Below are 13,561 nucleotides of genomic sequence, written 5' to 3' on the forward strand. Positions count from 1 at the left end.
TCTGAAACAGCCACGCCGATTTCGCATGCTTGCGATGGCCCGTTATGCTGTGTCCATGCAGCCAAAGAATTACGCCCTTCCCCTGATGTTCCTGTCGCTGGCCACCGCTTCGGTGGCACACGCCCGCGGAACGATCGACAAGGTGGACATCAACGGACTGGACAAGGGCGACGACGCGGAGATGATCGAGAACATCGAGGTCTCGCTGTCGCTGTACGACACCATCGGCAAGCCGCAGGGCGAATCGCGGTTGGAATACCTGTTGTCCCAGGCCGAGCGCCAGACCCGCGAGGCGCTGGAGCCATTCGGCTATTACAACCCGGTGATCAAGGTCGAGAGCCCGCGCGAGGGCGAGAACCTGCGCGTGGTGATCCACGTCGAAAAGGGGCCGCCGACCCTGGTGCGGCGCGAGAACATCGACATCACCGGCCCGGCGCAGAACGATCAGTACCTGCAGGAAGACCTGGAGAAGTTCAAGCCGCGCAAGGGCCAGCGCTTCGAGCATACCCAGTACGAAGCCAGCAAGATCACGGTGACCCGGCGCCTGGCCGAGCGCGGCTACTTCGACGCCGACTACACCCAGCGCCAGGTGCAGATCACCCGCGCCGAGAACGCCGCGGACATCGACCTGACCTGGGACAGCGGCCGCCGCTACAACATGGGCGATATCCGCTTCCACCAGGACTATTTCGTCGATACGTTGTTCGATCCGCTGGTGTACTGGGACAAGGGCAGCTATTTCCACGAAGGCAAGCTGGACCGGTTGCGCGAGTCGCTGACCAAGCTGGACTACTTCAGCGTGATCGACATCCAGCCGCGCCCGGACCAGGCCGACGACAATGGCGACGTGCCGGTGGACGTCAACCTTACCCGCGCCAAGCGCACCATCTACACCGCGGGCCTGAGCTACGGCAGCGAGAGCGGCGCCGGTGTGCGCGGCGGCCTGGAGCGGCGGTTCCTCAACAGCCGCGGCCACAAGATGAACACCCAGCTGGACTATGCGCAGAAGCGCAAGAGCCTGGTGACCAGCTACCGCATTCCCGCGTTCGCCTGGCTGGACGGCTGGTATGCGTTCACCGCCAGTGCGTATGACGAGCAGACCGATTACATCGACCTGCGCAACTTCAAGCTGTCGGCCAGCCGCAGCGGCGAGATCAACGAACACTGGACCGCGATCGCGTCGATCAACGCACTGCGCGAGCGCTGGCGCTATGCCTCGGGCACCGAGTTCACCGACGCGGTCTACAACACCTCCACGCTGGTGTACCCGCAGCTGGTGGCCGACTACGTCAACGTGGACGACGACCTGTTCCCGCGTAGGGGCGTGAGCGGCAGCGCCACGCTGCGCGGCGGCGTGGAAGGGGCGGGCTCGGACACCAGCTTCGTGCAGGCCAACATGGTGCTGCGCTGGTACGTGCCGATCGGCGACAGCGACCGCCTGATCCTGCGTGGCGAAGGCGGCACGACGTGGACCAGCGACCTGGTGGCGATGCCGCCGAGCCTGCGTTTCTTCGCCGGTGGCGATCGCAGCATCCGCGGCTATGCCTACCGCGAAGTCGGCCCACGCACACCCGCACCGGACAAATACGCGCTGGGCGCGAAAAACCTGGTGATCGGCTCGGCCGAGTACGAGCATTATTTCAAGGGCGGGCCGTGGGGTGCGGCGGTGTTCGTCGATACCGGCAGCGCGTTCGACAACACCATCGACCTGCACACCGGCGTGGGCTTCGGCGTGCGCTGGAAATCGCCGGTGGGTCCGGTGCGCGTGGACATCGCGCATGGCTTGAATGACCCCGATTCGCAGTTCCAGCTGTACCTGAACATCGGAGCGGACCTGTGAGCACGCCGACGCCTCCCGCCACCCCGACACCGCCGCATCGCGTGCGTTTCTACCGCAAGCGCCGCTTCTGGGCGTGGTCCGGGTTCACCGTGCTGGGCCTGGTGCTGCTGGCGCTGCTGCTGCTGTACTGGCTGCTGCAGACGGTGGCCGGCCGCGACGTGCTGCTGGCCCAGGTGGTGGCGCGGTTGCCGGTCGGTGCGACGCTGACCTGGAGCAAGGTCGACGGCCCGGTGGCCGGGCCGCTGGTGCTGCACGACCTGGACTTCCGTTACGACGACATCCACTTCACCGCCGAGCGCGCCTACCTGGATCCGGACATCCGGCCGCTGCTCGGGCGCAAGCTGCAACTGGATGCGCTGCAGCTCAAGAACGCCACCTTGAACCTGGCCAAGAGCGATGAGCCGTTCGAACTGCCGTCGTGGCCGGAGTCGCTGCCGCAGATCGAAATGCCACTGGCGATCCAGGCCGACACCATCATCATCGATGGCTTCCGCATCACCCAGGCCCAGCAGCCGCTGATCGACATCGCCAAGGTGCGCGGCGGGGTGGAGATCGCCAACGGCGAGTTCCGCGCGAGCCAGCTCAAGGTCGACAGCGACATGGGCGATTTCCGCGTGGACGGGCGTTACCTGCCGCGCAGCGATTACGACACCGACATCACCATCGGCGCGCTGCTGCCGGCGCCGCGCGGGCGCACCCCGGCGCGGCTGGGCCTGGTCGCACGCGGCGACCTGGGCCATATGGAAGTGGCGATTGCCGGCCATGCACCGGCGCCGCTGCAGGCCAGCCTGGTGTTCGACGGCCGCACCGACCCGGTGTGGAAGGCCGGCGCACGCAGCAGGGAACTGGATTTGGCACTGCTGGTGCCGGGCATGGACGCGACCACCCGTACGCCGATGGCGCTGGATGTGCAGGCCGACGGCAAAGGCGGCCAGGCCAACCTGCAAGGCAGCTTCAAGCAGGGCGACATCGCGGTGGAACTGGCCCCGTCCAAGGTCGGCCTGGCCGACCAGGTACTGACCGTGGCACCGCTGCAGATCAAGGCGTTCGGTGGGCAGGCGCGGTTGCAGGGCAAGGCCGATTTCACCGACAAGGAGAACGCCAGCCTGCGCTTCTCGGTGGTGGCCAACGACCTCACCTTCGTGCCGGCGCCCGACACCACCACCGCCGGCGCTGCCGCACCGGTGCCGGTGACGCTGAAGGAGGCCCGGCTGGGGTTGGCGGGCACGCTGAAGAACTGGGCGGCCGTGGGCAAGGCCTCGGTCGAGCGCGAGAAGCAGAGCGCCGACCTGCAGTTCGACGTGCGCGGCAATGACCAGGCCGCCGCGATCAAGCAGTTGCTGGCCAGCACCCCGGGCGGGTCGCTGGATGTGACCGGCCAGGTGGCCTGGGCACCGCAGCTGGATTGGGATGTGGCGGTCAAGCTGGCCGCGTTCGACCCGGGCTATTTCGTCCCGGGCTGGGACGGCAAGCTATCCGGCGCGCTGGCCTCCAAGGGCCGGCAGTTGCCGGCACCGGCGGGCAGCCCGGTGGGCACCGCCGGCAGTTACGAGGCGACCGTCGACGTACCCGGGATCAAGGGCACGCTGCGCAAGCGCGCGGTGGATGCACAGGGCCGGTTCGCGTTGCGCGGCGAACAGGGCGAGGGCAACGTGAAGCTGGCGGTGGGCAACAGCCGCCTGACCGCGAAGGGCTCGGTCGGTGACCGGCTCGATATCGATGCACAGCTCGACCCGGTGCAGCTGGACGACCTGCTGCCCGGCAGCAGCGGCAGCCTGCGCGGCCACGTGCTGGTGAAGGGCCCGCGGACTGCGCCGGACATCACCGCCGACCTGGTCGGCAATGGCCTGCGCTGGGACGACTGGAGCGCCGAGGCGATCAGCATCAAGGGCCGCCTGCCGTGGCAGGGCGACAGCGGCACGCTGGCGGTGCAGGGCAGCAAGGTGCAGGTGGGCATGCTGCTGGACAGCGTGAACGTGGACGCCCGCGGCAGTGTGTCCAACCTGCGGCTGGATGCGCAGACGAAGAACGAGCTGGGCGCGGTGGCGTTGAGTGGCAGCGTGCGCCAGCAGGGCCAGGCGTGGCGTGGCGAGCTGGGCGCGCTGCGTATCGCACCGGTCAAGGGCGATGCGTGGAGCCTGCGTGCGCCGGCGACCTTCAGCGTGCAGGGCAGCAACGTCACGCTCAGCGACGCCTGCCTGGGCGCGGCCACCGGCGGTGCGCTGTGCGCCAGTGCCAACTGGCCGCGCGAGGGCCTGCTGGTCCGCGGCGATGCGCTGCCGCTGGCGCTGGTGCAGCCGTGGCTGCCACCGCAATCCGGCCGCCGCATGTACCTGCGCGGCGAGCTGACCCTGGATGGGCGCATCCGCCCGCGCGGCAACGCGTGGGAAGGCAGCGCCAAGATCGCCTCGGCCGAAGGCGGGATCCGGCTGGGCGACAACGCGCGCGGTGAACTGGTGCGCTACGACCACTTCTCGGTGGACGTGGAGATGACCCAGTCGCAGATCAACGGCAAGCTCGGCGTCGGCTTCCAGGGCGACGGCTTCGTGGATGCCAAGGTGCAGACCGGCTGGGACGCCAACGCGCCGCTGACCGGCGAGCTGTACATGAACATCGCGCGGCTGTACTGGCTGGAGCTGTTCTCACCCGACATCGTGCGCCCGACCGGGCTGATCGAAGGCCACGTCAGCCTGCGCGGCACGCGCGGTACGCCGTCGCTGGGTGGCGAGGCCACGCTGAGCAAGTTCAAGGGCGAGTTCCCGGCGCTGGGCCTGACCTTCGATGAGGGCAAGGGCAGCTTCACCGCGCAGCCGGATGGCTCGGCCAAGATCACCGCGCAGGCCAATTCCGGGAAGGGCACGCTGTTCGTGGATGGCGGGCTGTCGTGGTTCGGCGATGCCCAGCCGCTGCAGCTGCACATCCATGGCGAGAACGTGCTGCTGGCCAATACCAGCGAGCTGCGCGTGATCGCCAACCCCAACCTCGACTTCACCCTGGCCGGCACCGCGATGCAGTTGCGCGGCAGCGTGCACGTGCCCGAGGCCGACCTCGACCTGGAGCGGCTGGATCGCGGCACCTCGGTGTCCGAAGACGTGGTGGTGCTGGACCCGGTGGATCCGGAAGAGACCCCGACCTCGCCGCTGGACATGGACCTGACCGTGAGCCTGGGCGACAAGGTCAAGATGAGCGGGTTCGGCCTGAAGGGCGCGCTGGGCGGCAAGATGCAGGTGTGGTCGCGGCCGGGCCGTGAGATGACCGCCAACGGCGGGCTGGAAGTGAGCGGGCGCTACAAGGCCTACGGCCAGGACCTGACCATCACCCGCGGCAACCTCAACTGGAACTACAACGCGGTCTCCGACCCGCGCATCAACATCCGCGCCGAACGCACCATCGGTGATGTCGTGGCCGGTATCGATGTGACCGGTCGCGCGCAGTCGCCGCGCGTGGACGTGTGGTCCACCCCGGCGATGTCGCAGTCCGAAGCGCTGGCCTACCTGGTGCTGGGCCGCAGCCTGACCGGCGCCAGCAGCGACCAGGCCCAGCAGGTCAACGCGGCCTCGGCGGCGCTGTCGGCCGGCAGCGGCCTGCTGGCGTCGCAGCTGGGCGCCAAGCTGGGCCTGGACGATGCCGGGGTGAGCCAGTCGCGCGCGCTGGGCGGATCGGTGATCGGCGTGGGCAAGTACATCTCGCCCAAGCTGTACGTCGGTTACGGCGTTTCGCTGGTCGGCAGCGGCTCGGTGCTGACGTTGAAGTACCTGCTGCGCCGCGGCTTCGATATCGAAGTGGAATCGAGCACGGTGGAAAACCGCGGGTCGTTGAACTGGCGGCGCGAGAAGTAAGGGGCGACGGCGCACCTGCGTCGGCGCGTCATCGGCGGCTCACGACCGCGGGTCGTGAGCCGTGCGATTGGACCAGCGCAGCCGGTCGCGGTGCTGGTGCAGGTCCTGCGCCCACCACACCAGGGCCATCCCCCAGGCGGGCACGATGGTCAGCAGCGCCAGCACCCGCCAGAGTCCCCGGAATTCATCGGCGTTGGGAGTGAAGGGACCGCAGCGGGCCAGCAGCCGCTGCCACGCGACATGCAGGATGATCGCGTTGGCCACCAGCAGGCCCGCCAGCGCGGCCACCGGGATGCCGGGGGTCAGGCGCAGGGCCAGCCACAGGCTGCCCATGGCGCTGGCGACCAGCAGTGGAATGGTCAGGATGCGCAACCCGGGCAGGGCCGTGGGCATCTGTTCCGGCGCGCGCTGCCAACGCACCAGCGCGCGCAGGGCCACGCCGGACAACCACAGCGTCGGCACGAACAGCGTTCCGATCAGCATGATGAGGATGGCGCGCTGGGTGCCGCTGAACTGGCCATCGCCGGTCGGCGGCAACGGCCAGCTGCCCAGCACGCCCCACAGGCAGACCAGCCCGCAGAAGGCGGCCAGCGTGCCGGCGCGCAGCGCGCCGCTGAGCAGGTGGATGCGATCGCCTTCGTTGCCGAAGCGCGCCCAGAACGCGACCTGCGCAGGGGCCAGGCCAGGCGGTGTCTCCCGGGTGGTCCAGAAGTCCAGGGCGCGCAGCACGCCGATGGCTTCGTTGACGCGCGGGGGCACCAGCGTGGTCAGCAGGTTGCGCCACAGCGGGCGGTCCTGGCGCAGGCTGCGCAACACGCTGCTGTCGGGCAGCAGCAGGCTGTCGGTGACGTCCAGGTAGCGCTGGGCCAGGCTGGCGGCGCCCTGCGGCGACAGCAGCCAGGCCTGGTGCCAACGGCGCACGGCGGCCTCCAGGTCCCAGCGATCGATGTCTCCGCGCAGGTCGTCCCAGGCGAAGCATGCGGTGAGGCAGGCGACCACCGGCGGCGGCAGCGGTGGGTCGCCGGCCTGGAGGGCCTGCAACACGGCCTCGCCGATGGCCGGCTTGTCGCCGAGCGACCACAGTTCCGGTTGCTGCTGCAGCCAGGCCTCGAGCGTGACGGCGTCGTGCTCCCTGGCGAAGGCGGCGATGCGGCTGCCTACCGCGTCGACATCCACTGCCGGTGCCGATGGCCGTGCCGGGGCCGCTGCAGGCGCGTCGGCACGGGCACGGGCAGGGACGCCCCTGCCGGGAGGGGGAGGGCCATCGTCCTGCGCCTGCACCCAGGCCAGCGCATCCTGGTAGGCCGCGTGCAGGTGCTGGAACGCCTCCGGATCGTCGTCCGGCCGGGTAACCCGCAGCCGTTGCGCGTACGCGCGCTTGACCGCGCGCACGTCGACCGGCGTGCCGTCATCCAGGCCCAGCCAGGTCAGGCCCCAGCTCATGCGCGCTGTTCAAGGCGCAGCGCGCCGGCGGTGCCCGGACGCGCCGGCCCGGGGCGCGCTGCGTGGCGCCTCACCGATGCACGACCTTGGTCATCGCATCCACCGTCCAGGCCAGCAGCGCGCCGACCACGGCGATCTCGCCGAACATCAGCGCCAGCCCGCCCAGTTTCAGGAACGGCCAGATCCCGAGCAGCAGCCAGCCATTGAACTGGAAGACGTAGCCGGCGCGATGCCACCAGCGCCGGATCGACAGGCCGAGCGTGGCCCAGGCCAGCGCGCTGCCGGCGATGCGCGCATCGGCGAGGTGGATGATCAGCAGCGCCCCGATCGCCAGGAGCGGGATCAGCCACAGCCGCAGCAGCGGCCAGCGCACCGGCGGGTGTTCCTCGGCGAGTTGCCATTGGCCGAGGCTGCGCAGCGGCAACAGCAAGGCGCCCACTCCCATCACCAGCAGCGCCGCGTACACACCCTGCATCGCGACGGCGGGAGCGCGCCCCAGCACGCCGAGCAGCGTCATCACCGCAAGCACCACCAGCGCGCACAACGCACTGCGCAGCAGCGCCAGCTGCATGCGTGGCCAGCTCAGCCGCTGGCCATCGGCGAGTGCGCGCCAGAACGCGACCTGTGCCGGCCGCAGCGGCGGGACCGCATCGTCGGCATCGTGCACGCCGAGCAGGTCGAGGGTGTCGCGCATGGCGGCCACGCGATGTGCCGGCCATGCGTCCCAGAGCGCGCGCCAGGGTTGCCAGGGACGGGTCAGGCGCTGCAGGCGGGTGCGCGCCTCGTCCGCATTGACCGGTGCCTGCGGGCGGTGCAGGTAGCGCGCCAGCCCGTGCTGGTTGCGCGGCTGCAGCACCCACAGCCGATGCAGTCGCAGCCGGCACGCATTCGCTTCGTAAGGGTCCAGGCCGCTGCCCACGTCGTCCCAGCCGAAGCACTGGGCGAGCAGGTCGAAGTTGTCGGCGCAGATCGGCGCATCGTGGGTCAGCAGGTGGTGCAGCACGTGGTCGCCGATCAGCGGCTTGTCGCGCAGCGACCACAGTTCCGGGCGCAGCTGCAGCCAGCGCTCGAACGCGGCCGGTTCGGACTGCTGGGCTTCGGCGATGACCCGCTGCGCGAAGGTGCCCGGATCGAGCTGCGCCGCTGCCGGTTGCGGCAGCGGCTCGGTCGCACGCGCGGGTGCGGCCGGGGCAGCGGGCGGGAAGGTGGTGTCACCCCGGTCCAGGATGCGCACCTGGTCGTGCGCGTCCGCGTCATCGACCACGGCCGTCCAGACCACCTCGGCCGGCGCCGCGGTGGCGTCGTGGGCGAACGAGCGCGCCAGCGCCTGGTCCAGCGGCAGCGCTTCTGCGATGCCGCTGGCCTGCGCGGCGGACAGGTCGTGCCCGCGGTTGTCCTCGTCCTCGTCTTCGTCTTCGTCCTGCCAGTGCGCGCGATGGCGCGCCCAGTCCAGCGCGGCCTGGTAGGCCTGGTGCAGCTGCTGGAACGCGACCGGGTCATCGTCGGGCCGGGTGGTGCGCAGGCGCGCGGCGTAAGCGCGCTTGACCGCGCGCTCGTCGGCATCCTCCGCCAGGTCGAGGGCCGCGTGGCCCCAGCTCATGCGTCGCGTTCCAGCGCGTCCATCGCCGCGGACAGCTCACCGCGGTGCTGGTCGATGCGCTTGATGTCCTGGCTGTCCAGCGCGTGCCGGAACTGTTCCAGCCACGATTGCAGCAGGTCGCGCTGGTCCAGGTACTCCTCGTACAGGCGCTCGGCACGGGCCACGGTGGCCAGGTTCTGCTGCTGGTCGCGCGGGTGGATCTTCAGGTCCTGCAGGGCCAGCAGTCGCTCACGGATGTCCTGCGCGGAGAGCAGCCCGGGATTCTGTTCCAGGATCAGTTCGTGGCGGGTGCCGCTGGCGTCTTCGGTGACTTCCACCTGCAGCAGGCCATTGACGTCGTAGGTGAAGCGGGTGGTGACGGCCTTGTCGGCGGCCGTGCCCTGGCGCGACAACGGCACGCGCAGTTCGCCCAGCTTGATGTTCTTGTCCACCGTCGGGCTTTCGCCCTGGTAGATGTCGATCACCACCTCGCGCTGGTCGTCGCGCATGGGGAAGAAGCGGTCCTCGCGGCTGACCGGGACCACGCTGTTGCGCTGGATGATCGGGTGGAAGTACCCGCTGCGCTCGCTGCCGTCCGGCCCGCGCCGCGATACCTGGGTGCCCAGGGTGTAGGGGCAGACGTCGGTGAGCACGATCTCGCGCAGGCTCTGGTCGCGGTCCTTCAGGCCCGCCGCCACGGCCGCGCCCAGCGCGATCGCCTGGTCGGGGTGGATGTGGCGCAGCGGCAGCCGGCCGAACATGCGGGTGACCAGGCGGCTGATCATCGGCATGCGCACCGCGCCGCCGACCAGCACGATGTCATCCAGCGCCTCCGGCTTGAGCCGGGCGTCGCGGATGGCGCGTTCGATGGGCGCCCGCATGCGCTGCAGCAGCGGCTCGCACAGCTGGGCGTAGCGGGTTTCGTCGAGCTGCCAGGACAGCTCGCGGCTGCCCAGCGCGATCTCCAGGCGACCGTCGCCCTGCTGGCTCAGCTCGCGCTTGAACAGCTCCAGCCGGCGCAGCAGCTGGGCCTGCTCGGCGCTGGACAGGCTGGCCGGGTCCAGGTCGTTCTCGGCGTGGAAGGCCTGGGCCAGCACGTGCAGGAAGTCTTCGCCGCCGAGGAAGTTGTCGCCGGCGCTGGCATGCACTTCGATCACGCCGTCGAACAGCTCCAGGATCGAGACGTCGAAGGTGCCACCGCCGAGGTCCAGCACCAGCACGCGGCCCTCCTCGTCGCGCTGCTGCAGGCCGTAGGCGAGCGCCGCGGCGGTCGGCTCGTTGATCAGCCGTTCCACGCGGATGCCGGCCAGCTCGCCGGCCGCGCGCGTGGCCTTGCGCTGTGCATCGGAGAAGTAGGCCGGCACGCTGATCACCGCTTCCTCCACCGGCTGCCCGAGCGCGGCCTCGGCATCGGCCAGCAGCGAGCGCAGCACCAGCGCGGACAGCTCCTCCGGCCGGAACCGGCGGCCGCCGAGGCGGACCTCGCGGTCGCTGCCCATCCAGCGCTTGAAGTTGGCCACGCTGTGCTGCGGGTGGCTGACCAGGCGGTCGCGGGCCGGCTGGCCGACCAGCACGGCGTCATCGACCAGGCTGACCACCGAGGGGGTCAGCAGCTCGCCGTGCGCGTTGGGGAACAAGCGTGGGCCATCCGTGCCATGGATGCCGATCAGCGAATGGGTGGTGCCCAGGTCGATACCGACGATCATCTGCGTCCGTCCGTTGTGTGCAGAAAAACGCGATTGTAGGAGCGCAGCGCACCCCTGACCATCGGGCGTTGCCCGACGCCGCCCCAATGGCTATGGTTCCGGCTCGTTCTGACGTACCGGATGTGCCCATGTCGCCACGCAACCCCCTGACCGCCGCCCTGGCCCTCGGCCTCACCCTCGCCGCCGGCGCCCACGCCGATGAAGGCATGTGGATGCCGACCCAGCTGCCGGAACTGGCCAAGCCGCTGAAGGCGGCCGGCTTCAAGGGCGACCCGGCCGACCTGGCCAACGTGACCGCCGCGCCGCTGAGCGCGGTGGTGCGGGCCGGTGGCGGTACCGGTTCGTTCGTGTCCGGCGACGGCCTGCTGCTCACCAACCACCACGTGGCGATGGGCGTGATCCAGTACAACAGCTCGCCCGAGCACAACCTGATCGACGACGGCTTCATCGCCCAGGGCCGCAGCGACGAACGCGCCGCCAACCCGGACTTCCGGGTGCTGGTCACCACCGGCTTCGACAAGGTCACCGAGCAGGTACTGGGCGCGGCGCGCGGCAAGACCGGCCGGGCCTATTTCGATGCCGTGGACCGTGCCAGCAAGCAGCTGGTGGCCGACTGCGAGAAGGACGGCAACGTGCGCTGCAGCGTGGCCGACATGTACTACGGCACCGATTTCTACCGGATCCGCCAGCTGGAGCTGAGCGATGTGCGCCTGGTGTACGCACCGCCGCGTGCGATCGGCAATTACGGCGATGAGATCGACAACTTCATGTGGCCGCGCCACACCGGCGATTTCACCCTGCTGCGCGCCTACGTGGGCAAGGATGGCAAGCCGGCCCCGTACAGCCCGGACAACGTGCCCTACCAGCCGCCGGCCCACCTGAAGATGGCCATCGATGGGCCCAAAACCGGCGACTACGCGATGCTGGCCGGTTACCCGGGCATCACCTACCGCCACCGCACCGCCGCCGAGTTCGCCGGGCAGATCGATGCGGTGCTGCCGCGCCGGGTGGCGGTGTTCCAGCAGATGATCGACACCATCGAGGCGGCCACCGCCAAGGATGCGCAGGCGCGCACCCGCTATGCCTCGCAGCTGCAATCGCTGAAGAACAACCGCAAGCGCGCCGCCGGCGAGCTGGAAGGCCTGCTGCGCAGCGATGCCAAGGCCCAGCGTGCCGCCGATGAAACGGCCATGCTCAAGGCCACCGACGCGCGGTACCAGGGCGACATCCAGTCCCTGCTGGGGTCGCTGTCGCAGGGCGCCTCGGTGGGCGAACGCGACCTGCTGCTGGACCTGCTCTCGACGCAGAGCCAGCTGCTGCGTTCGGCACTCACCCTGGAACGGCTGCGCATCGAGTCGGCCAAGCCCGATGCCGAGCGCGAGAGCGGCTACCAGCAGCGCGACCTGGCGCTGATCGAAGGCGTGCTCAAGCAGGTCCAGCGCCGCTATGCGCCGGCCGTGGAAAAAGCCCTGCTGACCAGCCTGCTCACCCGTTACCAGCAGCTGCCCGACGCGCAGCGCGTGCCCGAGTTCGATGCGGCCTTCGGCCGCACCCCGGCGGCGTTGGCCAAGGCGCTGGATGGCCTGTATGCCGCCACCACGCTGGGCGACGAGGCCCAGCGCCTGTCGCGCTTCAACGCGGCCAGGGAAGGCAAGCCACTGGCCCGTGATCCGCTGATCGACCTGGCCGGCCCGCTGGTGGCCGCGCAGGTGCGCCTGGACGACCAGGCCAAGGAGCGCGCCGGCGAGCAGCTGCGCCTGCGCCCGGCCTACATGCAGGCCCTGTTCGCCTGGCGCGCCAGCCAGGGCCGTGCGGTGTACCCCGATGCCAACCGCACCCTGCGCATCAGCTACGGCAAGGTGGAGGCGCTGTCGCCGCGCGATGCGGTGCATTTCGACCCGGTGACCATGGTGGCCGGGATCGTCGAGAAGAACACCAACGCCTACCCGTTCGATGCGCCCAAGCCGCTGCTGGCCGCGATCGCCAAGGGCGACTTCGGCTCCACCGCCGATCCGGTGCTGAAGACCCAGACGGTCAACTTCCTGACCAACCTGGACACCACCGGCGGCAACTCCGGTTCGCCGGTGCTCAATGCCAAGGGTGAGCTGATCGGGCTGAACTTCGACAGCAACTGGGAGTCGGTCAGTGCCAGCTGGTGGTTCGACCCGCGCTACAAGCGCGCGGTGCACGTGGACATGCGCTACCTGCGCTGGCTGCTGGCCAAGGTCTACCCGGCGCCCGAGCTGCTGAAGGAAATGGGCGTCCCGGCCGAATGACCCGCGGGTAGGCCACGACCGCCGGTCGTGGCCTACACTGCGTGCTGGCGCTGGGGAGCGGACACACGTGGTGGCAATGCAGGACGAGGACGAAGGCACGACGCCGACGACGGCACGGCGGGATCTGCACGGGCTTCGGGTATGGGTGGTCGAGGATGATCCGGAGCTGCTTGCGCTCAGCGTGGACGACCTGCGCTGGCGGGGCGCCGAGGTGATGGGACTGGACAGCGCCGAGGCGCTGTACCGGGCCCTGGCGGTGGGCCGTTGCGACATCGTGGTCCTGGACGTCGGCCTGCCCGGCGAAGACGGCTATGCCGTGGCCCGGCACCTGCGCCGGATCGCCGATATCGGCATCGTGATGCTGACCGGGCGTGGCAGTTCCCATGAGATGGCCCACGGGCTGTCGCTGGGTGCCGATGTCTACCTGGTGAAACCGCTGGACGGCGACCTGCTGGCTGCCGCACTCACCAGCCTGCGCCGCCGCCTGCCCGCGGCGGCACCGATCGCGCATGCCGCACCTGCAACCGGTACCTGGCGATTGCAGGCGGACGGGTGGGACCTCTGCGCCCCCAACGGCGCGGTGCTGGCCATCACCCGCGCCGAACGTGGTTTCCTGCGGGCGCTGCTGGCCGCGCCCGGCCGCCCGGTCGAGCGCGACGCGCTGATCGCCGCGGTCACCGATGAACCCTGGGACTTCGATCCGCATCGGCTGGAAGTGCTGGTGCATCGGCTGCGCACGCGGGTGCGCGGGGGGATCGGCCTGACCCTGCCGGTGCGCGCGCTGCGCGGGGCCGGCTACCTGTGGACCGACGAGGCGTCCTGAGCCCGACCCATGGGGTGCGTGTGAGCAAGTGAGAGCAACCGTGAGGTGCTGGTAC

The 13,561-nt window shown here is 70.0% G+C and carries 7 protein-coding genes; 4 read left to right on the plus strand and 3 right to left on the minus strand.

The features are described from left to right. The first annotated feature begins 55 nt into the window (after positions 1-55). Positions 56-1,840: an autotransporter assembly complex protein TamA gene (locus tag AC1DGC_RS14410; protein WP_259209340.1), complete on the plus strand. Its 1,785-nt coding sequence runs from the start codon at positions 56-58 to the stop codon at positions 1,838-1,840. Further along, the gene (locus tag AC1DGC_RS14415) at positions 1,837-5,679 is read left to right on the plus strand and encodes a translocation/assembly module TamB domain-containing protein (protein WP_478048201.1); all 3,843 of its coding nucleotides are present in this window, start codon (positions 1,837-1,839) and stop codon (positions 5,677-5,679) included. The genes AC1DGC_RS14410 and AC1DGC_RS14415 overlap by 4 nt, the downstream gene beginning before the upstream one ends. Positions 5,680-5,718: 39 nt before the next feature. On the opposite strand, the gene AC1DGC_RS14420 is transcribed toward AC1DGC_RS14415, so the two are convergent. The 3 genes from AC1DGC_RS14420 to AC1DGC_RS14430 form a co-directional block, all read right to left on the minus strand. Further along, the gene (locus AC1DGC_RS14420; RefSeq protein ID WP_478048202.1) at positions 5,719-7,122 is read right to left on the minus strand and encodes a hypothetical protein; all 1,404 of its coding nucleotides are present in this window, start codon (positions 7,120-7,122) and stop codon (positions 5,719-5,721) included. A gap of 70 nt (positions 7,123-7,192) precedes the next feature. Next, positions 7,193-8,722, minus strand: coding sequence for a hypothetical protein (locus AC1DGC_RS14425; RefSeq protein ID WP_478048203.1), 1,530 nt, complete (start codon positions 8,720-8,722; stop codon positions 7,193-7,195). Next, on the minus strand, positions 8,719-10,407 hold the full coding sequence (locus tag AC1DGC_RS14430) for a molecular chaperone HscC (protein WP_259209347.1): 1,689 nt from the start codon (positions 10,405-10,407) through the stop codon (positions 8,719-8,721). Before AC1DGC_RS14430 ends, AC1DGC_RS14425 begins: the two co-directional genes overlap by 4 nt. Before the next feature lie 128 nt (positions 10,408-10,535). Between AC1DGC_RS14430 and AC1DGC_RS14435 the strand changes: the two genes are divergently transcribed. Both AC1DGC_RS14435 and AC1DGC_RS14440 read left to right on the plus strand, forming a co-directional pair. Next, a complete protein-coding gene (locus tag AC1DGC_RS14435; RefSeq protein ID WP_478048204.1) occupies positions 10,536-12,683 on the plus strand; it encodes a S46 family peptidase in 2,148 nt (715 codons plus the stop codon). Between the two features lie 76 nt (positions 12,684-12,759). Beyond that, positions 12,760-13,506 carry a response regulator transcription factor gene (locus AC1DGC_RS14440; RefSeq protein ID WP_478048205.1) on the plus strand — a complete coding sequence of 249 codons (747 nt, stop codon included), beginning with the start codon at positions 12,760-12,762 and terminating at the stop codon, positions 13,504-13,506. Positions 13,507-13,561: the final 55 nt, after the last annotated feature.

Source organism: Stenotrophomonas sp. 05N37 (genome assembly GCF_056397365.1).